General features: G+C 27.7%; 26 protein-coding genes and 1 tRNA gene. 18 read left to right on the top strand and 9 right to left on the bottom strand.

All coding sequences use genetic code 11. The features are described from left to right. Positions 1-30: 30 nt before the first annotated feature. Positions 31-405 (bottom strand): Rid family detoxifying hydrolase, encoded by a 375-nt coding sequence (locus XO12_RS04325; RefSeq protein ID WP_047265606.1) that lies wholly within the window; start codon positions 403-405, stop codon positions 31-33. A 246-nt stretch (positions 406-651) separates the two neighbouring features. Between XO12_RS04325 and XO12_RS04320 the strand changes: the two genes are divergently transcribed. The 5 genes from XO12_RS04320 (at position 652) to XO12_RS04300 (ending at position 6,372) form a co-directional block, all read left to right on the top strand. Continuing rightward, on the top strand, positions 652-1,932 hold the full coding sequence (locus XO12_RS04320) for an ABC transporter substrate-binding protein (RefSeq protein WP_047265607.1): 1,281 nt from the start codon (positions 652-654) through the stop codon (positions 1,930-1,932). Between the two features lie 79 nt (positions 1,933-2,011). Then, positions 2,012-2,878 (top strand): carbohydrate ABC transporter permease, encoded by an 867-nt coding sequence (locus XO12_RS04315; RefSeq protein WP_047265608.1) that lies wholly within the window; start codon positions 2,012-2,014, stop codon positions 2,876-2,878. Continuing rightward, complete coding sequence (locus XO12_RS04310; RefSeq protein WP_047265609.1) at positions 2,872-3,843, top strand: carbohydrate ABC transporter permease; 972 nt, start codon at positions 2,872-2,874, stop codon at positions 3,841-3,843. The genes XO12_RS04315 and XO12_RS04310 overlap by 7 nt, the downstream gene beginning before the upstream one ends. Before the next feature lie 24 nt (positions 3,844-3,867). Continuing rightward, complete coding sequence (locus XO12_RS04305; protein WP_047265610.1) at positions 3,868-4,674, top strand: MurR/RpiR family transcriptional regulator; 807 nt, start codon at positions 3,868-3,870, stop codon at positions 4,672-4,674. Positions 4,675-4,689: 15 nt separating this feature from the next. Further along, a complete protein-coding gene (locus tag XO12_RS04300) occupies positions 4,690-6,372 on the top strand; it encodes an alpha-amylase family glycosyl hydrolase (protein ID WP_047265611.1) in 1,683 nt (560 codons plus the stop codon). Positions 6,373-6,409: 37 nt separating this feature from the next. Here the strand turns inward: XO12_RS04300 and XO12_RS04295 are convergent, their stop codons facing one another. Together XO12_RS04295 and arcA are read right to left on the bottom strand one after the other, a co-directional pair. Continuing rightward, positions 6,410-7,819: a basic amino acid/polyamine antiporter gene (locus tag XO12_RS04295; RefSeq protein WP_175419745.1), complete on the bottom strand. Its 1,410-nt coding sequence runs from the start codon at positions 7,817-7,819 to the stop codon at positions 6,410-6,412. Positions 7,820-7,851: 32 nt separating this feature from the next. Further along, complete coding sequence (gene arcA, locus XO12_RS04290) at positions 7,852-9,057, bottom strand: arginine deiminase (RefSeq protein WP_175419744.1); 1,206 nt, start codon at positions 9,055-9,057, stop codon at positions 7,852-7,854. Between the two features lie 307 nt (positions 9,058-9,364). Here arcA and XO12_RS04285 point away from each other — a divergent pair, with 307 nt between their 5' ends. The 12 genes from XO12_RS04285 (at position 9,365) to XO12_RS04230 (ending at position 21,188) form a co-directional block, all read left to right on the top strand. Continuing rightward, positions 9,365-11,095 carry a CehA/McbA family metallohydrolase gene (locus XO12_RS04285; protein WP_052913174.1) on the top strand — a complete coding sequence of 577 codons (1,731 nt, stop codon included), beginning with the start codon at positions 9,365-9,367 and terminating at the stop codon, positions 11,093-11,095. Between the two features lie 177 nt (positions 11,096-11,272). Then, on the top strand, positions 11,273-11,974 hold the full coding sequence (locus XO12_RS04280; RefSeq protein ID WP_047265614.1) for a hypothetical protein: 702 nt from the start codon (positions 11,273-11,275) through the stop codon (positions 11,972-11,974). Between the two features lie 13 nt (positions 11,975-11,987). Beyond that, positions 11,988-12,629: a hypothetical protein gene (locus XO12_RS04275; protein WP_047265615.1), complete on the top strand. Its 642-nt coding sequence runs from the start codon at positions 11,988-11,990 to the stop codon at positions 12,627-12,629. Further along, positions 12,629-13,168 carry a hypothetical protein gene (locus tag XO12_RS04270; RefSeq protein WP_047265616.1) on the top strand — a complete coding sequence of 180 codons (540 nt, stop codon included), beginning with the start codon at positions 12,629-12,631 and terminating at the stop codon, positions 13,166-13,168. The genes XO12_RS04275 and XO12_RS04270 overlap by 1 nt, the downstream gene beginning before the upstream one ends. Beyond that, positions 13,158-14,174 (top strand): sensor histidine kinase, encoded by a 1,017-nt coding sequence (locus tag XO12_RS04265; RefSeq protein ID WP_052913175.1) that lies wholly within the window; start codon positions 13,158-13,160, stop codon positions 14,172-14,174. The genes XO12_RS04270 and XO12_RS04265 overlap by 11 nt, the downstream gene beginning before the upstream one ends. After that, a complete protein-coding gene (locus tag XO12_RS04260; protein WP_047265617.1) occupies positions 14,174-14,896 on the top strand; it encodes a LytTR family DNA-binding domain-containing protein in 723 nt (240 codons plus the stop codon). The genes XO12_RS04265 and XO12_RS04260 overlap by 1 nt, the downstream gene beginning before the upstream one ends. A gap of 15 nt (positions 14,897-14,911) precedes the next feature. Continuing rightward, positions 14,912-15,664: an ABC transporter ATP-binding protein gene (locus XO12_RS04255; RefSeq protein ID WP_047265618.1), complete on the top strand. Its 753-nt coding sequence runs from the start codon at positions 14,912-14,914 to the stop codon at positions 15,662-15,664. 10 nt (positions 15,665-15,674) lie between these two features. After that, positions 15,675-17,276 carry a hypothetical protein gene (locus tag XO12_RS04250; RefSeq protein ID WP_047265619.1) on the top strand — a complete coding sequence of 534 codons (1,602 nt, stop codon included), beginning with the start codon at positions 15,675-15,677 and terminating at the stop codon, positions 17,274-17,276. Between the two features lie 12 nt (positions 17,277-17,288). Further along, positions 17,289-18,221: a MoxR family ATPase gene (locus XO12_RS04245; protein ID WP_047265620.1), complete on the top strand. Its 933-nt coding sequence runs from the start codon at positions 17,289-17,291 to the stop codon at positions 18,219-18,221. A gap of 8 nt (positions 18,222-18,229) precedes the next feature. After that, complete coding sequence (locus tag XO12_RS04240) at positions 18,230-19,474, top strand: DUF58 domain-containing protein (RefSeq protein ID WP_047265621.1); 1,245 nt, start codon at positions 18,230-18,232, stop codon at positions 19,472-19,474. Positions 19,475-19,484: 10 nt separating this feature from the next. Continuing rightward, entirely contained in the window at positions 19,485-20,891 is a 1,407-nt protein-coding gene (locus XO12_RS04235) for a hypothetical protein (RefSeq protein ID WP_047265622.1), read from the top strand. A gap of 156 nt (positions 20,892-21,047) precedes the next feature. Beyond that, positions 21,048-21,188, top strand: a complete 141-nt coding sequence (locus XO12_RS04230) for a hypothetical protein (protein ID WP_156166135.1) — start codon at positions 21,048-21,050, stop codon at positions 21,186-21,188. A 34-nt stretch (positions 21,189-21,222) separates the two neighbouring features. On the opposite strand, the gene XO12_RS04225 is transcribed toward XO12_RS04230, so the two are convergent. From XO12_RS04225 to XO12_RS04215, 3 genes are read right to left on the bottom strand one after another with little or no spacing between them, the layout of a single operon-like run. Further along, complete coding sequence (locus XO12_RS04225) at positions 21,223-21,540, bottom strand: DUF190 domain-containing protein (RefSeq protein WP_047265623.1); 318 nt, start codon at positions 21,538-21,540, stop codon at positions 21,223-21,225. Next, complete coding sequence (gene crcB, locus XO12_RS04220; protein WP_047265624.1) at positions 21,537-21,914, bottom strand: fluoride efflux transporter CrcB; 378 nt, start codon at positions 21,912-21,914, stop codon at positions 21,537-21,539. Before crcB ends, XO12_RS04225 begins: the two co-directional genes overlap by 4 nt. 52 nt (positions 21,915-21,966) lie before the next feature. Next, on the bottom strand, positions 21,967-22,239 hold the full coding sequence (locus XO12_RS04215) for an HU family DNA-binding protein (RefSeq protein WP_047265625.1): 273 nt from the start codon (positions 22,237-22,239) through the stop codon (positions 21,967-21,969). A gap of 431 nt (positions 22,240-22,670) precedes the next feature. On the opposite strand from XO12_RS04215, the gene XO12_RS04210 reads away from it, so the two are divergent. Beyond that, positions 22,671-22,747, top strand: a tRNA-Asp gene (locus tag XO12_RS04210). A gap of 48 nt (positions 22,748-22,795) precedes the next feature. Here XO12_RS04210 and XO12_RS04205 read toward each other — a convergent pair. The 3 genes from XO12_RS04205 to XO12_RS04195 all read right to left on the bottom strand — a co-directional run bounded on the left by XO12_RS04205 (position 22,796) and on the right by XO12_RS04195 (position 25,970). Continuing rightward, positions 22,796-22,942 carry a hypothetical protein gene (locus XO12_RS04205; RefSeq protein ID WP_175419743.1) on the bottom strand — a complete coding sequence of 49 codons (147 nt, stop codon included), beginning with the start codon at positions 22,940-22,942 and terminating at the stop codon, positions 22,796-22,798. Between the two features lie 338 nt (positions 22,943-23,280). Then, positions 23,281-24,849 carry a hypothetical protein gene (locus XO12_RS04200; protein ID WP_175419742.1) on the bottom strand — a complete coding sequence of 523 codons (1,569 nt, stop codon included), beginning with the start codon at positions 24,847-24,849 and terminating at the stop codon, positions 23,281-23,283. A 113-nt stretch (positions 24,850-24,962) separates the two neighbouring features. After that, a complete protein-coding gene (locus tag XO12_RS04195) occupies positions 24,963-25,970 on the bottom strand; it encodes an S-layer homology domain-containing protein (RefSeq protein WP_175419741.1) in 1,008 nt (335 codons plus the stop codon). Positions 25,971-26,007: the final 37 nt, after the last annotated feature.

Below are 26,007 nucleotides of genomic sequence, written 5' to 3'. Positions count from 1 at the left end.
AAATTAATAGTCAAACGGATATCCGTTTGACTATTCTTCTGCTATAACTTCTATTTCTATATCTGCACCTTTTGGCAAAGCAGCAACCTGAACAGCTGCTCTTGCTGGTTTATGCCCCTCAAAAATTTCAGCATAAACTTCATTAAATTCATTAAACTTCGATAAATCTGTCATATATGCATTCACCTTAACCACTTTATTAAGACTACTTCCAGTTTCTTCCAGAATATTTTTTATATTAGTTAATATAACTCTGGTGGCTTTTTTTATATCTCTCTGTATAAATTCATCAGTCTCTGGAATAATAGGTAATTGACCTGATACAAAAATAAAGCCATTGCTCTTTACAGCAGTAGAATATGGACCAACAGCTTTCGGAGCATTTTTTGGATTTAATAATTCCACTTTAATTCCCCCTTTGATTTAATTTTTCAAAATAATTATACCATAAATTTATTATATACCTTTTTTTATTTTAAAAAATTTAGAAATATTTCATTAATAGACTTTAATCTGCTTAAATTTATTCTTATCATTATTAACCGCTTTTTTTTCGATTGATAAAAAATTTTTTTTATTGTATAATTAAAAAGAAAATTTTCTTTTTAATTATTTTTTAAAAAAAAGAATTCTTCATAAGGGGGTATTGGCATGAAAAAGATTATTGTATTAATGTTAGCCGTATTGTTGGTTACTTCTATTTTTGCAAAAATCACATTCTGGACAACTGAAGTTGAATCAAACAGAATGCAAAGAATCAGAGCTTTAGCAACTATTTTTAAAGCTCAAACGGGTATTGATGTAGAAGTTGTTCCTGTAGAAGAAAATGATTTATTAAAGCAAATACCTATTGCAAAAAATGCAGGAACTTTACCTGATGTATTAGAAGCTGGAATTGAACCAATGATTTTATTGGGGTCTCAAAATTTTCTGGATGAAGATTTATCAACAAAAATCATCAGTGACCTTGGTGATATTTATAATGGTGCTGCAAGATTATTGAGTAATGGAAAAGGAAAATATTATGCAATTCCTTTTACAGCCTGGGTACAGGGAATATGGTATAGGAAAGATATGTTCGATTCACAAGATCTGGGGGATCCTATAACCTGGTATAATATAGCCTTAGCTGCAAAAGTTTTAAACAATCCTAAAAAAGGAGTATATGGTATTATTTTACCTAAAAAAGCAGATGCTTATGCCGAACAGGTATTTACGGAAGTTGCACTGGCAAATGGTGCAAGACCTATTGATGAAAATGGAAATATAACATTTAATACTCCTGAAATGATCGAAGCATTTCGTTTCTACAAAGAATTAGGTAAATATTCAAAACCTGGTTTTACAACAGTTTTAGATGCATTAAAAGGTTATTTAAATGGAGAAACTGCCATGATATTCTATTCAACATATATTATGGATGATATTGCAGTTGAAGAAGTTCAAAAAGGAAGAATAAACAAATTCAATCCACAATTGGTTAAAAATACTGGATTCGCAAATAAGATGATAAATACAAGACCTACATCTTATGGACAGGTTGTTGCTCTTGGAATAACAAAAAATGCAAATAAAGATGAAGTTGAAAAATTTATTAAATTCTTAATGTCAGATAAAAATTATGTTTACTGGGTACATATGGCACCAGGTGGAATGAATCCTACAAGAAAATCTATTGCAGAAAGTGATGCTTTCTTAGATAATCCTGTATTAGAAAGATACGGAAAAGCAAAAATCGCAGAAATTGTTGCTGCACTTGATTCTGTAGAAAGATTTGAATTTATAAATGGAAAAGTTATAACAGATATGAGTAAATTAAGCGCTAATTTCGTTATAGGTAAGGCTATTAATTATATGTTTGCTAATGATTGGACACCACAACAAACTGCAATGTGGGCTCAAAAAGAAGCAGAAAAAGTTCTGGGTAAATAATTTAGTATCATTTAATATTTTAAGTCTTTTTCATAAAAGGGGGAAGTATTCCCCCTTTTTTTAAAAAGGAGGTTCAAAGATGGCGGTTTTATCTTTACGCGAAAAAGATGCGAGATTTGGTTGGAAATTGGTATTGCCAACAGTTATTTTGATTTCTTTATTAATACTATATCCTGTATTTTATAATATATATTTAAGTTTTTTCGAGGTATCTATTTCTGATACTCCAAATAAATTTGTTGGACTGCAAAATTATAAAGAAATATTATTTGACAGTTCATTCTGGAAATCTTTTGGAATTACTATTCTATTTACTTTAACAACCGTTATTGGAAGCATCTTGGTTGGTTTAGGTGTGGCTTTACTTATGAATAGAGAGTTTCCAGGAAGAAATATAGTAAGAGCTTTAATATTATTACCTTATGTTACTCCTTTAATTGCTATAGTCTTTGCATGGAAATATATATTTCTTCCTATAGACGGACCATTAATGCAATTTTTAGCTAATTTCGGAATGAATCCTGGAAATGATTTTGTAAATAATCCCAATAACGCTTTCTGGGTTGTTTCTATTTTTAATATATGGCGTAATTTCCCTTTTGTTTATTTAATGCTTCTTTCAAGATTACAATCTATTCCATCGGACTATTATGAAGCAGCAGAAATTGATGGAGCAAGCGATTGGCAGAAATTCCTTTATATTACATTACCAGAATTATATTTTGTTATCGCTTCTGTTGCTCTATTGAGAGGAATATGGAATTTTTATAAATTTGACGAAGTATATCTTATGTCTAAATTCGCTAATACTTTGCCAATATATATTTACGAAAAAGCCTTTTCTGGTATTCCTGAGCAAGGAGTTGCTGCTGCAATTGCAACTATATTATTTATCATCATGATCTCATTGATTGGTTTATATGTAAAGAAGGTGTTAAAATGGTAAAAAGAAAAAACCTTTTAAAGTTTTTAGGTTTCTGGTTTTCAATAATAATCCTGGTAATTTTTATAACTTATCCCTTTGTCTGGATGGTTTCTGTTTCTTTCAGACATGATACCGATGCGTTTGAACCTGGAATAATCCCAGAAAGACCTACACTAGATACATATGCAATTCTTTTAGGATTTAAAAAATCATTACGGGAAGAATTAAGCAACGAACAACAACAATTACTGGAAATAATTAAAACCCTGCCTAAGGAACAGCAGGAAACTGTTTTAGCTCAAATTGAAGCGCAAAGAAAAAAAGAGTCTTTCCCATTTTTACGTTTTTTTAGAAACAGTTTAGTACTAGCTGGATTAAGTGCTCTGGTGAGCTTAATACTTTCCGTATTTGGCGCCTATGCTTTTAGTAGAATAGACTTTAAAGGTAGAGGAACTATTCAAAGAGGTGTATTGATTGTTTATCTTTTTGGTGGTACAATATTAGCAGTCCCACTTTATCAAATCTTTGTTAAAATAGGTCTAACTTCTTCTGGACTATCATCTGCTTTTGCGTTATTTGTTATATACATTGTTCAAACTATACCGGTTTCTCTGTATATGCTTGGAAATTATTTTAGAACCATTCCCAGATCAATCGAGGAAGCTGCTATTATAGATGGTTCAACAAGAATGGGAGTTATTACAAAAATAATTATTCCTCTATCTTTGCCTGCAATTATTACTGTATATATTTACGCTTTTATGATAGCATGGAATGAATTTTTGTTTGCTTCCATCTTTGTAAGACCATTCCCAGAATTTTATACATTACCTCTGGGATTAAATGAAATTTTCAATTCAGAACACGCCATATGGGCAAAAATGATGGCTGCATCTGTTGTTACTGCAGTTCCAGTAGTGGTAATGTTTATGATGATGGAAAAATATTTGACAGGTGGATTAACCGCAGGGGGCGTAAAAGAGTAAACCCTCAAATCGAGAGGTGATTTTATGATAATTAACAAGATAAAAGGAATATATAATTCTCTGACTAAAAGAGAAAAAAAAGTTGCAGATTATATTATAGAAAGGGCTCCAGATGTTATTCATTACAGCATAACAGAATTAGCCAATTGGTCTGAAGTTAGCGAAACTACCGTATATAGAGTAATAAAAAAATTAGGTTTTACAGGATATCAAAACTTTAAAATTGCACTTGCAAAAGAATTATCAGAGCCATCTATAAACATTAATGATAAAAAAGATTTATTTTCAGAATTCCATAATAAAATCTGTAATAGCTTAAATACTGTATATAAAAATCTAAACAAAACTTTACTTGAAAAAGTGGCTGATAAGATTCTAAACTCAAAAAAATTAATCTTCTTTGCTGTTGGTAGATCATTCCCTGTTGCGCTGGATAGTTCTTTGAAATTTGCTGCTCTTGGTTTAGCTGCAACTGCATATTCTGACCCTCATATGCAGGTTATTGTTGGTGCAAACCTAACCAATAATGACATGGTTATTTCTATCAGTCATTCAGGATATATAAGAGATGTTTTCAAATCCACTCAAATTGCTAAAGATGCTGGAGCTTATACAGTTGCAATAACATCCGGCGTTGCCTCTCCACTAAGCACTGTAGTTCATGATGTTATTTATACAACACCAAGTGATCCTTCAGAAAATGAGTTTACACATGACAGAATTGGAGAAATGTATATCGTTGAATTACTATATAATATAGTTGTTTCAAAAAAATTCAATGATGAACATTTTAATAAATTAAAAAACGTTATAAAACCAAAGAAATTCTAAATCGAGGTGTTTAATATGTCTCAAGAAATTCTAGATAAACTAAAATTTTTGTATCATGATGAAGCTAACGAAATTTATATTAAATTAATGGATTTAATTAAAAAATACAAAATTTCAGATGAAGATATTAATTTAACAGAAAAGGATATTATTTTAATAACTTATGGCGACTCCATACAAAAAAAAGGAGAAAAATCGCTTCAAACCCTCCATAATTTTTTGAACAAACACGTAAAGGGTATTATAAATACAGTTCATATTCTCCCGTTTTTCCCGTATTCTTCCGATGATGGATTTTCTGTAATAGATTACAAAATGGTTAATCCAAATTTGGGTACATGGAAAGATATTGAATCTTTATCTAAAGATTATAATTTAATGTTTGATGCTGTTATAAATCATATTTCTAAAGAAAGTGCATGGTTTAAAGAATATTTAAAAGGAAATCAAAAATACAAAGACTATTTTATTGAACAAACTCCTGTTGAAGAGCTAAAAATTGTAACAAGACCTAGAGCTTTGCCTTTGCTACATATATATGATACAGCTAATGGAAAAAAGCATATATGGACTACATTTAGTGAAGATCAAATCGATCTAAATTATAAGTCAAAAGATGTATTTTTAGAAATTGTTGAAATATTACTCTTTTATGCTAAAAGAGGGGCTAAATTAATAAGATTAGACGCTATAGGATATTTGTGGAAAGAAATCGGAACATCATGTATTCATCTAGAACAAACACATAAAATGATTCAACTATTCAGGGATATTCTCAACCTTACAGCTAAAAATGTAATTTTAATAACAGAGACCAACGTTCCACATAAAGAAAATATTTCGTATTTTGGAAATGGATATAATGAAGCTCAAATGGTTTATAATTTTTCATTACCCCCCCTTGTTTTACACTCTTTTTTATCAAAAAATGCATATTATATTTCCCATTGGGCGGATAAACTGGAAACACCAAGCGATAAAACTACATTTTTTAATTTTTTGGCTTCACATGATGGAATAGGCTTAATGCCAGCAAAAGGTATATTAAAAGATGAAGAAATAGATTACTTGGTAACTCATACTTTAAAAAATAATGGATTAGTCTCATATAAAAGTAATCCCGATGGTTCCAAATCACCATATGAATTAAATATAAATTACTTTGATGCATTATATGAAGAAAGTGAGGATATGGAATTAAATATTAGAAAATTTGTTTCTGCATATGCTATAGCTTCTTCATTGAAAGGTGTTCCTGGAATATACATACATAGTCTATTGGGGTCAAGAAATTACTATGAAGGTGTTAAAATCAGTGGTATAAATAGAAGTATAAATAGAGAAAAACTAAATTTTGATACTCTTGAAAATGAACTGACTGATAAAAAATCATTCAGATATAAAATATTTAACTCCATGAAAAATATGCTGTCAATAAGAATTAATCAAAAAGCGTTTAACCCAAAAGGAAATCAGAAAATTTTGTTTTTAGACAATAGAATTTTTTCTTTCATCAGAGAATATGAAAATGAAAGGATACTTGTCATAACAAATGTATCAAATGAAAAATTCGTTATAAATGTCAAAAATATTTATTCAGAAAAACCAAAAGATTTATTATCAAACAAGTTGATTAATGCTGAATCAGGACATTTAATTATTGAAGTATTACCTTATGAAACATTATGGATAAAATAACTCATATTCAAAAAAACACCCCATAACGGGGTGTTTTTTAAACAGTTAATTTTCCAGTTACAACCAAAATTATAACAACAATAGAAATTATCCACATAATAGAATAAATTATTTTTTGAGTGCCAGTTAAACTCTCTCCTTTTTCGCGTTTTGCTATAGGATAAGCAAATATACCAAATGAGTAAATTACCAATGCTGTAATAATATATATCCACCCAACCGCATATATTACCCATGCTGTATAAATAACCGCAATCCAACCAAAAAATTTATATAATCCACTTTGTTCTTCACTTGCCACTTTAACTCCAAAAATTGCTGAAAATAAATAGGGCAATAATATTGTCGTAGTTGCTATATAAAATATAGTATTATATACATTTTGAAGTGTATCTGACAACAAAGATAACAAGAATATTTGAGTGATTATATTGGTTATAGTTAAGGAAAAAACAGGTGTTGCGTGCTCATTTTGTTCAGCAAATCTTTTTGGAAATACATTATCTTTAACTGAAGCGATATATGGAATTTCAGCAGTCAATAACAACCAGCTTAATAATGCACCAAATACTGAGAATAAGAATCCAAAATCAAGTATATATTGACCAGTTTTACCCATTATTTTACTTAAAACAGTTCCAAGTGGTGATGTTGAATTTACTAATTCAACTGGAGGAACAACTCCCATTGTAAATACTGAAACAGATATATATATTACTAAAGTAATAAGAAATCCTATTACAGTAGCCTTACCAACATCTTTTTGTGATTTTGCCTTATTGGATAATACAACTGCACCTTCAATCCCAATAAATGCCCATAACATAGTACCAAAACTATTATTTATTTGACTAAATATTGAAGAAGTCTCTCCTGTTGCTGCTAATTTTGTTGAAAAGAATATATCTTTTACAAGATCAGGATTAAAAGCAAATATTGAAAGTATTGCTACTAAAAACAATGGTATTAATTTTAAAATAGTTAAAATCGCATTTGTAACTCCAGCAGTTCTTATTCCACTTACAATTAAGAAATGATATACCCATAAAATAATACTTGAAAAAATCAAAGCAATAAGTTTATTCTCTTCTAAAACCGGAAAGTATCCACTTAATATTTTCATTATAACAGCAAAAAAAGCTATATTTCCCAGTAATGCTGACCACCAATATCCCCATGCAGAGTTAAATCCTACAAATTCACCAAATTGCTCTTTGGCGTAAGAATAAATTCCACCCTCAAGCTCCGGCTTTTTATAAGACAAAAACTGAAAAACCATAGCAAGCGAAAATACCCCAAAACCAGTTATCAACCAACCAATTAAAATAGCTCCTGGATTTGCCACACTACCTAAATCAGCAGGTGAATTAAAAATTCCAGCTCCAATCATAGAACCAATAACAATCATCGTTAACGCAAATAAACCCAAAACCTTATTTGTTCCCACACCTACACCTCCTATTATTAAAATATTATTGTTTATTTTCCTCTATTCATAGGCATGGACATACATCTTGGCCCTCCACGACCTCTTGATAATTCACTTGAAGGAATTTCTATAACATTAATTCCATTTTCTCTTAATAATGTATTTGTTACATAATTTCTATCATATGCTATTACGACTCCGGGCTTTATGGCTAAAACATTAGAACCATCATTCCATTGCTCTCTTTTAGCAGCAATTTCATCTTCTCCTCCGCATTTTAATATTTTAATTTTCCCATTATTCATGTATTTCTGCAAAATTTCTTCTAATGACATTTTTTCCTCTATAACTTCCAAATCATCTTTTCCTTTTTTTATCACATATACTAATAAACTGGATTCTAATTTTGAATGAGCCAAAAATTTATCATTATCTATCATTGTAAAAATAGTATCGAGATGCATATAAGCTCTTTTTTTAGGAATATTTATTGCAAGTATTGTATCAAAACTCTCATCAGTTTCATAAAAAAGTTTTTTGGCTAATATTTCCACTGCTTCTGGTTCTGTTCTTTGAGAAATACCTATTGCCAAAACCTTATCCGTTAAAACTAAAACATCTCCACCTTCTATAGCAAAATAATAGCTCATATCATAATATACAGGTGTGGATTTAAAATCTCTGTTGTATTTTACAACATACTTCATAAATAAAGATTCTCTTCTTCTTGCCTTTGTCATCATCTTATTTATAACAATACCTTTCCCAACAAAAGCTACTGGATCTCTTTGAAAATAAAGATTTGGAAGAGGCAATAAATAAAATTGCTTATTCATTCTTACTTTTGTGGAAAAATTCTCTTTTCTTAATTTAAATTCATTTATCCTTATTCCACTAACAATTTTATTTATCATTTGTTTCGTATCAAAACTCAACAAATAGTCTTTCAAAGCTTCTAATATGTATTCATTCTTTACTTCGCTCAAAAACAAATATTCATCTACAAATTCTTTTTTTATATTTTCTTCACTTAAAGCTGTTGCCAATAAATCTGTAATATATTCAACATGAACTCCGTTTGTTCTGAGAATTTCTGCAAAATAATCGTGCTCCTGTTGCGCTTTTTTTAAATATGGTATATCCTCAAACAAAAGTTCTTCTAATAAATCTGGCTCCATATTTTCCAATTCAAGTCCTGGTCTGTGTAAAAGTACTCTTTTTAAATCCTTTACTTCAGAATACACATTTATACTCATAATTCTACCCCCTACATTTGAAATTTAAATCCAAATATTATTATACTTTATGTATTAAGAAAATAAAAGTTCCAAATTCCTTGAATTTTTATAAGTATGATAAAATTTTCACGGTTATATAATTTTATTATCAGTATGCGTGAGTATGCTCATTAATGAATTTTTTTCATTATTAAATTTAAACTGTCTAAATTATTTTAATTAAAACAGATTTATAATAAATGTTTCAATAAAACTTTTCTACTATTTTAGAAAGAGCAAAAATATGATATAATGCTATGTTATAATAAAGAAAAGGGGGAGTTTTATGAGAAAAACTTTTTTTGTCTGGATATTTATTTTGGTTTCTATTATAACATTTACTTTTTCCAATAATTTAATTGTATTATTTGGAAATCCTCATTCTCATACGTCTTTTTCAGATGGAGAACCTGGCACCATACCAAGCGATGCTTACGAATATGCAAGAGATATTGCAAACATTGATTTTCTTGCTGTTACTGATCACGCATATTACTTTGAAGCAAAATATAAAGGTAGAAATAAATTTGAAGTTATGAAAGAAATGGCAAATAAAGAAACAACAAATAAATTTACAGCATTGGCCGGTTTTGAATGGACTTCTGGTAGTGGTCATATTAATGTTTTTGAATCTAAAAATTGGACAAGTAGAAATATAAACACTACCACTGAAGATTTTTATAAATGGTTGATTAACGAAAAAGCTTTGGCTCAATTCAATCATCCAATTTCTATGTTTGGAACATTCAAAAATTTCGAATATTATCCAGAAGCAGATTTATATATTAACATGATTGAAGTTGGAAATGGTAGTTGGGCAAAAAACGATACAATAAATGACGAAATGTTTTCTAATTACATCACAGCTTTAAAAATGGGGTGGCATGTTGGAGCTACTGTAGGTCAGGATAATCATAGTGCTAATTGGGGAGCTGCAAATGATTCAAGAACAGCAATCTGGGCAAAATCAAGAAATAAAAAAGATATATTAAATGCTTTTTTTAAAAGAAAAAGTTATGGAACAGAGGATAAAAATGTACAAATATGGCTTGAAACTAGTAAGGCAAAAATGGGCGATGTTTTTTATTATACAAAAAAGCCACAGGAAGTTTCGCTAAATATATATTATACAGATCCTGATAAAGAAAATGTTAAAACTCTTGAAATATATACGCCAAATCACACATATATTTACAATAATTTACCTTCAAATTTCAAAAAAGAAATTAAAATTAATGTTGATTCTGCATATTTCTATGCATTTGCTAAATTTATTCAAGATGATGGAGATAAAATAGTTTCAAGTGCAATATGGTATGAACCACAAGATAGTATTAGAATTTTCTCTACACCTAAAAATATACTTTATAAAAACGCAAAAAATCCTTTTAAATTTTATGTTTACAATATATCAAAAGAATCAAAAGAAGCTCATATAAAAATTTTTATTAATGATAAACTAAACTTTGAAAATACATTAGTAATAAACGGTTATTCAAAAACATTAATAAATTCTATTTTAAACACTCCAAACACAAATAACGTTAATTTGAAGTTATATATTAATAATATATTATGGTATGAAAATGTTATAGAACTAAAAAATAGAATAAAAATTTATTCATCTGGTGTAGAGATTGGATTTTTAAAAGACAAATATTATTTAACAAGTTCTATTGAAAATTCAGAAGTTGTTATAATAAGTTCAAGCTTATTAAAAGATGAAACTTTGTTTAATAAAATCCAGGATTTTGCAAGAAGTAAAAAAGTTGGTATAGTATTAGATGAAATAAATAACACGGTATTAAAATTAATACCTTCGAAATTTGAAGTTACAGATAAAAGTTTTAAAAATCAAAAAATCAATAATTTATATTTCAATGATGGGAAAATAATTTTATATAAAGGAAAAGAGAGAGGATTTATTCTTAATAAAAACTATGTAATATTTACAGGTAATCCTTTTGAAAATACTAAAAATGAATTATTTATAAAAAAACTGCTAAAACTAAAATGAGCTGAAGTATCAGCTCATTTTTTATAATATTTTATCTTTTTCTTTTTTTTATTAAAATGAACTGATTTCTCAGTTCATTTTATTTTACAGGCATATTATACATATAAATTGACAATATATCAAAAAAAATTTTATATCAAAACATTTTTCATATATAATGAAAATGGAGGTGATAACATGAGAGAATACTGGTATCTTTTACCTTTAGTTGGAATCGTTTTTATTTTAATGGCACTTCAAATTACAGAATATAGTATTAACGATTATTCGGTAATACCAGATAAAACCATGGATTTAAAAGATATTAAAGAAATAAAAATTGATGGTTTAAATGTAAATATAAAATTCGATCCTGAAGCCACACAAATATATTATCCATCTAAAATATTAATTAAAAAAAGAGATAAAGAATTAATTTTAAATAGCGGAAGTAGAAACAGATATCTCGAAATAATTATTGGAACTAAATATACATATGAAAATATTGAAATAAACGGATTAAATATAACGGTAAATGGCAATGTAAATAGTAATATTGCAGAAATATCTGGAACTAATATTATACTAAAAAATACATTCATCTTTATTGGAAATACTCTAAATATTGATGGAACAAGTATAAGAATCAATGGAAATATTTTTGCAAAAAATTTAAATGTTGATAGTGTTTCACTGATTCTAGACATAAAGGCTAAAATGCTAAAAAATATAAATCTTGATAGCATATCTATAAGTGGCAATATCTTTTTTCTGGATACATGGAATGATTCTAGAAATATTAAAATAAATTCTATTTCAGAAAATATAACAGTGAAAATGAATAAAAATAATACTGGTAAGATAAATTCAAATAAAAATATTCAAATTATAAAATATTGAGGAGGTGTATAGTATGAAAAAAATGATTTTAATTTTTACTCTGATATTTTCTGTTTCAATATTTTCAATTAATTTTGGTGGCGGTGGATATATACTTAATTACATTCCTAAAGATCAGGTAAAACAGATTAACCCTTTAAAAGATTATTTATCTTTCGATGAATTAATTTTACAAGGTGGTGGCGGCTTTGGTATAATACCAGGCGGTTCTTACTTTGGTGGAGAAGGTTATAGTGGTGAAACTACAAACGGAAATTATAAATTATATGTTTCTCAAGGATATTTCACTTTCGGAAAACAAATTAATTTAAACATAATAAATATTGATGTTGGAATTGGCCTGGGTGGCGGAGAAACTATTGTAAGTAAAAAAGTTGATGAATCAAGAAATGGAAAATCTATTGATGATATTGTAAATAATATTGATTCTGTTCCATATGTGGTACAATTAAAAAGAGAAGAAGTTTCTATTTCCCCAAGAGCTAAAATTTATTTAAATCTAATGGAATTCTTAAGTGTTGTAATAGAAGGTAAATTCACATATAATTATTCACCCGAAAACTGGAAAATTGAAGGAGAATATCAAATAACGGATAATGTGCCTAATTATAACTATTATTATTCATTTGGAGCGGGAATTATCTGGGGGTTCTAATGAAAAAACGGATTATAATTATATTACTTTTACTTTCTTCATACGTATTTTCAGAAAATATATTAAATTACTATCTGAATAATTTTGATAAATTAAATAAGGCTGAATTAAATAAGATATTAAATATTACAGAATCGAGTAAAAATGGATTAAATAAAATAATCCATGGGAGTGTATTGGTTAAAAAAGCAAAACATGAATGGTTTTTACCTTTAAAATATTATTATCTTTATAGTGGAATGCTGGAAATGAAAGAGGTTGTCAAAGAGAATTTTGACAACCTCATATATCGATATATAAGAGGAAAAACCGCATTTGAAATTTTATCATATGACTTTGCGAGAGAAATTTTTATTAATGATTTTGAGTATATTTATATTAGAGTGAATGATGATTTCAAAAATAAATTTAACTTTGGTGAAGTATTGTATAAATTATACCGGATATATGAATTAGATAATAAAGAAAAAGCAAAATCTTTATTAAAAAAATTAAAAGAATATCCAAACTATTATAGGTTGATATATTATGAAAAATAAAAAATTGCACATTATTTTAATAGAAAATCAGATAAGTTCTATATTTATATTAATTCTCATATATATTTTTTCTCCTTATTTTAATTTCTGGCATGGATTAATAATTGCCGAAATTTTTTCTAATTCAATTGGAATAATATATTTTTTACTGGAAAAATTGTTGTATTCGTTTATAAAAATCGAAATACAATTTTTAAGAAAAATTTTACAATTTTTAATTTTGATTTTTAGTTTTTTTTCTGGTATAGTTATTTCAGAATATATTATGTCAAATTTATTATCATTTAATCTTTCCCCTTCATATAAATACTTATTTTTAATTGTTAATATTATACTTATTTTTTTAATTGTATCAATAATTTTAATATATAGAAAACTCAGAATTAAAATCATTGAAAACGAAAAATTAAAAAGCGAAAAGTTAAAATCAGAATTAATAGCGCTTAGAGCTAAAATAAACCCGCATTTTCTTTTTAATACATTGAATGCTATAATAGATCTGGCATATGAATCTCCTGAAAAAGTTGAACAAATTATTATAAATCTTTCAGACATATATAGAAAAATATTATACTCTTCAGACAAAGATTTTTGTACTGTTGAAGATGAATTAAATATAGTAACAAAATATCTTGAAATTGAAAAAGTGAGACTTGGAGATAGATTAAAATATTATATAAATATTGATAAAAAAACTTTAAATTATAAAATTCCTACACTAATTATAGAACCTTTGGTGGAAAATGCCATAATCCATGGCATTGCTCCAAAAAAAAATGGCGGTTTTATAAATATAAATATACATCTAAAAAACACTTTATTTATAATAGAAATATCTGATAATGGTATAGGAAAAGTTGAAAATATAAGATATGGCTTTGGCATTTCAAGTGTTATCAATAGACTAAATCTTATATATAAAAATAATGCTAATTTTAATATATATCAAAATAATCCATCAGGTATAAAAGTTATTATATCAATACAAAATATGGGGGAAATATAATGATTAAATGTATTATAATCGAGGATGAAGAGAGATCTTTAAATAGATTAAAAAAAATGCTGGAAAATTTTGAAAGCATTGAAATAATAGGTGAAAGCAAAAATGGTGACGAAGCCATTGATTTAATAGAAGAAAAAAGACCTGATCTATTATTTCTTGATATTAATCTACCAGAAAAAAGTGGTTTTGAAATTTTAAAAAATTTATCTTATGAACCACTTGTGATTTTTATAACGGCATATCAAGAATATGCTATAAAAGCTTTTGAAGAAAATGCTATAGATTATTTACTAAAACCTTTTGATTTAAAACGATTAAAAATAGCTATAGATAGAACAACGGAAAGAAAAAAGTTATTAACTAAAAAAATATTAGATAATATTAATATACAATACATAAATAAATTTTCGGTAAAAGACAGAGATATTATATTAATAATTCCAGAAACTGATGTATATTACTTCAAGGCAGAGGATAAATATGTTTTTTTATGTACAAAAAATCAGGAATATTACTATGATGATACTTTAAAAAATTTAGAAATGAAATTAGACCCGGAAAAATTTATTAGAATACACAAAAGTTATATTGTCTCAATTGAACATATAAAAAAATTTAAAAAATTTTTTGTTCGGGATTATATTTTAGAACTTGATAATGGAACTGAACTGAAAATTGGCAGAAGCCATTTAAATTATATAAAAAATAAATTCAATTTTTAAACGGAGGTGCAACTTATGATTAAAGCAAGGAATTTGGTGAGGAAATTTGGGGATTTCACTGCGGTAAATAACATAAACCTTGATATCAAACCCGGAGAAATCTATGGTTTTTTAGGCCCAAATGGTGCAGGAAAAACCACTACTATAAGGATGCTAACCGGAACATTACAACCTTCAGATGGAAATATCGAAATTCTTGGAATGAATATGAAAACACATGAAATTAAAATCAAAGCTAATATCGGAGTAGTTCCTGACGAACCAAAAATGTATGAAAACTTAAAAGGATCGGAATTTATTGAATTTATTATGGATATATATGAAGTCAGAAAAGATGATGCAAAAAAAAGGCTTGATGAAATCTGTGATGCCTTTGAAATTGATTATCTTGATTCTTTTATTGGAGATTATTCTCATGGAATGAAACAAAAGTTAATGGTAGCATCTGTATTAATGAGGAAACCAAAAATTATTTTTTTAGATGAACCTACAGTTGGCCTCGATGCAAAATCTGCTAAAATCTTAAAAATGTTAATAGAAAAATACGCTCATGAAGGTGCAACAATATTTATGACAACACATATTCTTGAGATTGCAGAAAAAATGTGTGATAGAATTGGTATAATATCAAGTGGTAATTTAATAGCTGAAGGAACATTAGAAGAATTAAAAAGCCTATCAAAAACTGGTGAAAAACAATCTCTTGAAGATTTATTCCTTGAATTAACAGGTGCTGGGGAATTAGATGATATAATAAAGGAATTATAGGGGGGATCTAATGAAAAATAAGATTATATTAATATTAAAATATTCATATCAAAATAAATTAAGACCGAAACAGAAAAAAGATGGCACATATAAAAAGCGAGGTCCATGGGGAGCTTTAATGGCTTATATACTCCCTGCTATAATATTTGGAGGTTCTCTCGCTCCGATGATGTATTTTATGTTTAAAGAATTAAACATTCCGTTTTCTCAATTAGGTATAAATTTGCCCTGGACTATTTTAGATGTGATTTTTGGAATGTGGTTTCTACTTATGGGATTCATGTTTTTCTTAAATTATTCACCTGCTATTGTTGCAAATTTATATGAAAGTGAAATGACTCAACTGTTGCTTTCTATGCCAATAAGGCGTTCATCGATATATATAGCAAGTGCCATTGATAGTTTAATAATGGCCGGGCTTCCTCTGGGAATGATGATACCAATTTTTGCAGTTTATGCTTTAATAGCTAAAAATAGTATTATTTTCAGCATACTTGGAGGCATTGGATTTTTAATTCTATTGTTATTAATTTCAAATTTAGGAGGTATATTATTTTCAAAATTTTTAACAAAAACGTCTGCTAAGCGCTGGACAATGATTATGTATTTTATAAGTATTTTTTTCTATGTTGGAATTAGCAACTTACTCCCAAACTTTGCAAATACTCCTCCTTCTCAGTTAGCCAACGCCCTTGAAAAAATGTCAAATATAATCTTAAATATTTTCTGGCCTCACACATGGGTAATTAACGTAATGAAAGGTAGTATCCCTTTCTTGATTTTGCTGTATTCAACTATACTTATATTATCTTATATAATTTATAACTTATCAAATACACTTGAATTTTCTGTATCAAGAAAAAAGGGAAAAAAGAAAAAAGCAGAAATTAAGTTTAAAAGTTCAAAATTCCCAATATTAAAAAAAGATTTTAAACTGCTTTTTAGAGATTCACAAACGTTTTTCCTTTTATTATATCCTTTATTTTTTCCAATAATATTTATGTTTTCTTCTACATCACTTGATATGATAAGTATTATTTTTGTTATGATCGCTGCTATTTATGCTGCAATGGTTGCTATTTATGCCATTTCATATGAAGGAAAATTATGGCCAGTACCAAAATTATACCCTATCAAAATAGGACATTTAATTTTTTCAAAAGCATTTATGCCTTTTATAATATACGTTGTTGAGTATATTGCTATAACAGTATTAATATATTTATCAGGAAAAGCATCTATAGAGGTTTTTTGGAGTATTATTCCAGTAATTTTAATAATTATGTATTCTTCCATACTCGGAATTAGTCTTTATTTAAAAAATCCTAAAAGAGATTTATCCCAAAAAAATATTATAAGTGGAAAAGAAGTTTTTTATCTTGAAGGCATTATTCTTGGACTTGGACTTGGAATATTTTTGCCAGGAAATTTATATATTTCCTCTTTAAAAAATATAGAAATAAAAGAACAATTAATTGATTTCTTATTTGACTCAACTCTTTTATATCATCTTATTGGAGCTGTTCTTCCATTATTTTTGCTTTTTTTAACCATATATCTTATAAAAAGAGAAATAAAGAAAACCAAAGAACGTATGTTGAAATGGGAATGAAAGGGGTGCATTATGGTAACTGCTACTTTAGCTAAAAAGATTGTAAATAATGTTGAAATTGTAATCAAAGGAAAAGAAGAAAAAATAAAAATGGTTTTAGCAGTATTTCTTTCAAATGGTCATGTCTTACTTGAAGATGTTCCAGGAACAGGAAAAACCATGCTCGCCAGAGCTCTGGCAAAGTCATTTGATCTTGAATTTAAAAGAATACAATTTACTCCTGACTTACTACCAAATGATTTAATAGGATTATATATTTATGATAAAAATAAAAATGAATTTATACTAAAAAAAGGACCGATTTTCACAAATATTTTATTGGGTGATGAAATAAACCGTGCAACTCCAAGAACACAATCTGCATTATTAGAATCTCTTGCTGAAAATCAGGTATCAATAGATGGAATTACTCACAGATTAGAAAATAATTTTTTTGTTATAGCAACACAAAATCCTATAGAATTTGAGGGGACTTTCCCATTACCAGAAGCACAATTAGACAGATTTATGATAAGACTGAGTCTTGGATATCCCGATATAGAAAATGAGATAAACATGCTTTCTTCTCAAGAAATGAAGCATCCAATCTATGAAATTAAAAGTGTATCAAATGAAGAAGAACTGCTAAACTCAAAAAAAGAAATAAAAAGTATTCTGGTTTCAAATGAAATAAAGCAATACATCGTTGATATAGTTAACAGAACAAGAAATCATAAAGATATAAAAGTAGGCGCAAGCCCCAGAGGTGCAATTGCTTTAATGCAGCTTTCAAAAAGTTTAGCTGCAATTGAAGGAAGAGAATTTGTAATACCAGATGATATAAAAAAAATAGCTCCTTATGTTTTATCACATAGAATTATATTAAAAGCAGAAGCAAAAATTAAAAAAGTTTCTTCTTATAGATTAATAAAGGATATACTCAATGAAGTAAAACTAATAAAGTAGATGATAGTATGAAATATAAAATAAAAGGTTTGGTACTATTAAGTATATTTACCATAATACTTAATATATTCTATTTCAGTAATTATACAATCATTCTTTTGTCTCTTATAATATTTAGCTGGTATGAATTTATTCAAAAAAAACGCATATTTGAAAGCTTGAAGGTTAATTATGACCTTGAATATGAAAAATGCTTTATAGAAGAAGAAATTGAATATAGGGTAATATTAAACAACCCTTCTGATGAAGAAATTACTATTACGCTGTCACCTTCCAATTTATTAAGTAGACTAAGACCTCCATATCAAAAAATAAAATTAGCTGCTCATGAAACAAAAAAAATTGTTTTCATAACTTCTTTTGGCACAAGAGGGAAAAAGGAAATAGGTTTTATCAGTATAAATTATAAAACACCTCTGGGATTTGAATTCTGGAAAAATATAAAGGTTAATAAAAGTATAGATGTTTTACCTGAATTCATATATTCCGAATTCAACAAAGAAAGTCTTAAAAAATTATTACCAGGAGAAAAATCCAATATCAGAATATTAGAAGATGTAACATATGTTGAAAATATAGATGAATATAATAATGAACCAATGAACCGAATAAACTGGAAAATATCAGCAAAATATGATAAATTAATGGTAAAAAAATTCTCGCATACATCAACTGGAAAAATATTTATGTTTGTAGATTTAAATCTCCCAGCTGGAATACCAGAAAATAATATTTTCTGGAAAAAAGAAAGGAAAATCTATGAAGAATACGCACTAAAGGCTGCTGCAAGCATAATTAGAGCACAAAAACTTAAACATCAGGAAGTAAATTTAGTTGTTATTGGAAAGGATATTAAAAAGATTTCCTCCAATGATTGGATAGATTATTATGATATTCTTTCTATAGTAGAAGGAATAAACAAACCCACATATACATTTGAAAATATTTTAAAAAAAGAACTACCTTATCTTACATATGAAGATACAGTAATTATAATCTCCATTCATTTAACTGATGAAATTATACCGGATTTAATAAAATTGAGAGCCAGAACTTCTAAAGTTATAGTGCTTATAATGCCGTATGGGTTTAGAATTGAACATGAAGGAAAACTTGATATAAAAGAACATGAAATATTTAGAGTCGAAGCAAAAGAACTGGAAAAAAAAGCAATATTACTCGAAGAAAATTATATTATCGTCCGTCTCATATCGCCAAACAATTCTCTAACTGAAATTTTTGAAAGTATATAGGGGTGATTGAATGAATAAAAAAAGATGGATTTATCTGATTTCAATCTTTTTGACATTTATTCCATTTAATTGGAATTCAGGATTAGTCCTTTTTATATTTGGTACATTGTTTTCATTCCTGTATATTAGAATAAGAAAATTTGGTATGCCATATTATATAGCTTTTTTAGCTTTATTTGGAATATTTATGTTTACATTTTTCCTTTTAAACGCAACAGGTTCAAAAAATTTATACTATAGTTTAAATATAATAGCAATAGTCATATTATCCTATTACCTACCAGGAATTCAAAAAGATACTTTCAAAAAAGATATCATTAGATTCACATTTTTATTCCTGATTGCATTAATTTTACTTAGAAATTTAATAAATCCTTTATTCCCTCTTATAGCTTTATTATTATCTTTATTTGAATTATTAAAAGATCAAAAAAATAAAATAATGGTGATTTCATTATATCTAATATTCATATTATTTTCACTGATAAACTTTAATTATTATTATAATCCTTTTAAGGAATTACATTTTTCTCCAGATACACAATTACTAAATGAAAAAAGAGCTGAAGAAATAAATTTAGAAAACAGCTTAACCCAAAAAAAAGATGAAACCGAAATAAAAAAAATAAAAGATAAATTTTCAAATAACATCACTCCAGAAGAAAGAAAAACAATATTATTAAATAATAAAATAGTGGATACAATAATTTTAATAAATATTGCAATTGGTGGGTTTATCGCTATAATTTTGGCAATTATAATATGGAAATTACTTGGAAAAAATGAAAAAAAGAAAGTTGTTATATCTTTGATAATATTTTTTTCTGTTCTGTTATTGATTGGAACGGGTATATCATATATGGAAAGAGGCCGTGAGCCAATGGTGAATAAATCGCAAAATTCTATCAATTTAACAGAGAAAGACAAACCTATAAACGCTATTTCTGCTTCAAAAATAACAGATATATTTAGAGAAATTGCTAATTCACCTAAATCAGCCTATGTAAAACTATATCAACCTATAAAATGGCTATATTTAGTATTATCAATTTTATTTGGAATTTTAGTAATAATGGCTATAAAAAAATTCTTTAAAAATCAAAAAGAAGATATTAAAAAAATCAAAAAATTTTCTATAGAAAAAATTGAAAAAGAAGATATTCCATATATTATAGAAGAAGGATATAAATATATCAGAAAAAGATTTTTTAAATCCTTTTCACATTTAACTCCCTATGAATTATTATGTAAGATTTCTTATCCAAAAGAATTTGAACTTTTAACTAATCTTTTTGTTCTAAAAGAATATGGAGAAAAAAATTATGATTATACAAAAAATGAAATAAAAAATATAATTATGAAATCTATAGAATTTTTTAATAGTATACCTAAAAATCAAAAATCCGATAAAAATTAACATAATTTGAAAAATTCATGTCTACTCCTTATAAAATCCTTGTTGATTAATGAAGATGAAATAATAAATGTTAAATAACATAATAGTTCGGATACCTAATTGTATAAAATTAAATATATAATAAAGATGAAAACATTACAATGGGGAGGGAGAGACATGAAAATTATAAAAAATTATCTAAACAAAAAATTAGGATTTATGGAAAAAAAAGCCTCTAACAGTGAAATAGATACTTTATTAGAAAATTTAAAAGAAGAAGCTTTAGAAGAATTATACATAAACAATAACTTGATATAAAAAAGAAGCCATTGGGCTTCTTTTTTATATTCTTTTATTCTTCTTTAATTATCCTCATATATTCAACATCCCAATACACTGCTAACCCATCAAAATTGCATTTTTTTACATCATTTAATAATCTTTGAATTTTTTCCTCTTCATCTATTACTTCAATAATAATGGGCAAATCTTCACTCAAAGTAAAAAAGTCAACTCTATGCACATGATGCTTTTCACCAAAACCCATAACTCCTTTTAATACCGTTACACCTTTTAATCCATGATCATAGCATAACTTAACTATATGTTTATAAGCTGATTCATGCCCACAGTGATCTGATTCTCCCAGATAAATTCTTAAAAATTTCATGATCCTATCCTCCCTAACGAATATCCTAATAATGCAAAAAAAAGCCCAAGAATTATACTTGTTATTAAATATACAAAAGAATAATAATTAAACGATTCCTCATTTAAAATTATAGTTTCGTACATGAAAGTTGAAAAAGTTGTGAAAGATCCTATAAATCCTGTCGAAAAAAATAGCATAAAATTTTTTGGTATTTCTAACCTATTTATACCTAAAGACATAATAAAACTCAAAACAAATGACCCTAAAATATTTACAAATAATGTACCATACGGCATGTTTGCAAGCGAAAACATCGAGTTTATATACTTTGATACTAAATACCTTGAAATAGCTCCCAAAAAGCCTCCTAAGCCTATATATATCAAACTCATAATTTATCTTCCTCCATTTAAATCTAAACGGAGCCTTTTGGCTCCGTTTAGATTATTTTACTTTTAATTTTAATTCTTTACCTGGTTTGAATTTAGGTACTTTACCGCCTGGAATTTCAATAGCTTCTTTTGTTTGTGGATTAACACCTTTTCTTGGTTTTCTTTCTACAACTTCAAATGTACCAAAACCAACAATTTTTACGTTTTCACCATTTGATAAAGCTTCGGATACAACTTCAACAAAAGAATCAACAAATAAAGCAGCTTCTTTTTTTGTAACATTAACTTTTTCAGCTAATGCACTAACGAGTTCTTTTTTGTTCATACATGCACCCCCTATATATTGATATAAACGTATTTCAAAGGAATTTTACCACATTTTTTGCTTAAAATCAAGCAGTAATGTAAATTTTAGAGTTTTTTACTATTTAAAGTATTTTAATTCATATTTTTCAATATAATACGATGTCTAAAAAGCCAAATTCACTCAGGCAGCTTGATTGCTTATCCTTAAAATTATTCATTCTCAGCCGTCGCTCAGATTTTTCATCCATGAAAAAGCTTCACTCAAAAAAACGTCCTGTTTTTTTGACGGCTTTCATTCATAATTTTAAGGGCAATCTTCGAGCCTTCGTTTCATTTGAGACTTTTTAGACCGTGTATAATTAAAATAATACTAAAAAACATGTCACCATTTAGAAACCACTCAGGACTGGAAATGTAATATTTCTTTTGGTAGAATATATTCGGTCAGTTGGGGACGTGGTGCAGTTGGTTAGCATGCCGGTCTGTCACACCGGTGGCCGCGGGTTCGAGTCCCGTCGTCCCCGCCAAAAAACTCCTGGAGGAATCCAGGAGTTTTTTATTTTGAATCACCAATATCATTCATTATATTCAAAGGCTTCGTCACTTGATGGAGTTACATCTATTTTTATATAAAATTGCCAGTAGTGGTTATCTTTAAAACCAATAATAAGCTTTGTCGTTTTATCGGTAATAGTATTTCCAAATTCAAAACCTGTTCGCATCTCGTTTAATTTATAATATAAATTGATTTCATATCCTATTTCATGGTTAATATCGTTTAATTTTTCATAATCATAATCCCATAATTGAGTATTAATATAAAAATTTTTAATAGGAATTAAAACGCCTTCGAAATAATATTTTTGAAAAACATCTTTTCAAATTATCTTAAGATATGTTTTAATCATTTGGTAAATCTCTATAATAAGTGCTAATCTTATCTTTATAATCGATATCATAATAATTATTTGAATAAAAATGAATATTTATCATAAAAGTAAAATGAGAAAACATAAAAAATCCCGGCAATTGCCGGGATTTTTTATATAAACCAACATTATTAGAAGCTTACTGAACCTTTTATGTATGCATTCCAATATAAATCTTTGCTTCCAAATGATGCATTGCTTACATGTACTCCAGTTGTTATAACATCATTTGGTGAGTATGTTACATCTGCTGTGTATAAGAATTCGCTTGGTTCATTGAATGTTTCTTCAAAAATATTTCCATCTGAATCGCTATCTGTATAGTTCTTTATAGATAATTCAACATCAACTTTATCTACTGGTTTTACTGTAACTGAAACCATATAACCTAAATTATTTGTAGCATCTTTTGTAGCTGCATATAATTTATAATATACATGAGCACTTACATTAACCATATCTGCTTCATAGCCAACTTTACTATGAACATCAACAGCATATTCATCAGAAACTTTATCCAAATCAACTGAATTCAATGTTACATCATAAACTGCTGATACTGCATCAAATGTTTGGGAACCTGATACTTTAGCTGATAAGCTTAATGGTGTAGCAATTTCTGTTCCATCTGCTTTTGAAACTTTTACACTTTCAATATTAAACAAATCATGTATTTTATTTGAATATTCTACAGCATATGTATAAGTCATATCGCCAGGCAATGGTAATGTAACTTTATCTGTTAAAGATATGCTACCAGCAACACCAAAATCAGCTGATAAATCTGCACCAAAGGTTACCTGTGTAGCATCAGAAACCGGTTTAACAAATGCTGGTAATGTTGTAGCTTTAGCAAAATCAAATGTTGTATGAGGTGTTACAGTAAACATGCCTGCTTCGAAATCTTTTTTATAAGATGCTGATAATAAATATGTTGAAGAACCTTCCTGTGATCCAAAGAAGAATTCGCCAGTTAACCCAGAAACCGCTTCCTTACCTGTAAATGCTGCTGCAACTGCAAAACCTGTTTTTGTTGCAGGAGTAGATACTGCTAATCTTGTTGCTGGATCTGCTGCCCAGAAACCTGCTGTTAAATCAACATCAAATTGAGGAACTACACTTAAAGAATATTTTGCTGCAAATAAATCACCGTTCAACATTACAGGATTATCTGTTTGTGTAGCATCTGCTTTAACATCATCTGTAGAAGTTAAATCAACATATAAAAATTCAAATCCTAAATCTTTTAATGTTACAATTGCATGATGAGCACCAACTTTGGATAATTCTGGATTACCATCATCATCATAAGTATTATAAACAATATATTTTGAGTAATCTAAAATACCACTGTTATTAAATACAGCTTTTAACATATTGTCTTCGTAAGTAATGCTAACTAAATCAAAAGCTGGAGTAGTATCTTTAGCTAAACCAACTAAATCACCACTTAAAACAGCTGTTAACATCCCACCTTCATTACCACCAAATGTTGCTGAATAACCTGATGAAAATGCTGTTGTAACCTTCAAAGTATTTCCAAACATTAAATCTAACCCATTTTCATCAAATCCAACTTCAAAACTAACTGTTCCCTCAAATACAGGGTTAGTAACTGACAATGTTGCAGGCACTTCAGTAGCTGCAAACGCAGATACTAAGAACGCTAATACCATAACTAAAACAAAGATCTTCTTCATTCAAACAACCTCCTTAAATATAATTTAATTTGAATTAAACTGTAAATATTCTATCATATTAACGAAAGAATGTCAAGAGTTCTTAACGTTAAATTAATTAATCAATTGATATATTATTTTGTTACTACAAATGGTAGTACCAATGCTACACCTGCTAATGCTATTCCAACCATTGCTAACATGTTAGCCTTGTTTACTTTTTCTGCACTCGCAGATACTTTTCCTTCAACATTTGTCATCCTATCTGATAAGTCATTTGCAAGATATTGAACCTTTAATAAATCACCAGAAACTTTATCCACTTTTGTTGTCGTCTCATCTACCTGATCCTGCAAATCAAGCATATCCTCAACAAGCATATCCGCATTATTAAATGCTCTATAAGCAACCTTTGTTATTGTTTCTAATTTTGCATTTGTTTTTTCTAAATCTTTAGATAATCCATCTACAACTTCTTTATCTGCTTTTTTAGATATCATATCTTTTAATTCTTGATGTTCTTTTACATTTTGACCTGCTACATAATCTAAATCAGATTTTACAGTATCTAATTCTTCCCATAATCCATCTATGTTTTCAATATTTACAGAAACATCATCTTTTAATGAAGACATAGAATTTAATTTATCAGATAAATCAAGAACTGTATATTTTAATTCTAAATAACTTCTTGAACTTGCTGTTTTTAAGGCTGATATCTCTTTATTCAAAACTTCAACCTTTTTTGTTAAATTAATCAATACATTTTGATTTGCAGTAACAGCTGATTCAACCGCACCCAATTTTACTCCCAATGCTGATAATTTCTCATCATTTGCCTTCACTACATTTGATAATTTTTTATCCAAAATCTTCATAACAGTTTCAACTCTTTTGATATCTTCAGCTTTTGCCAATACAGGGTCGTTTTCAATATAAGTTAATGTGTCTGATAATAATACTGCAATTTCAGCTTTCGTTAAAACGATATCGGGATTAAAGTTATCTTCCATAGGAAGAATTCCCCTATTTGCTAAATCCATAACATAATCATATGCCCAATGATCTTTAGGTACATCTTTAAATGCAAATGATAATACTCCAAAAAGAACTAATGCCAATACTAAAAGTGTTTTACGCATACGCTCTACCCCCTCTTTTAAATTTTGAATTTTAGTT

It is taken from the genome of Marinitoga sp. 1154 (assembly GCF_013363285.1).
Lineage (GTDB): Bacteria > Thermotogota > Thermotogae > Petrotogales > Petrotogaceae > Marinitoga.
This window is presented reverse-complemented; position numbering and strand designations above follow the sequence as displayed.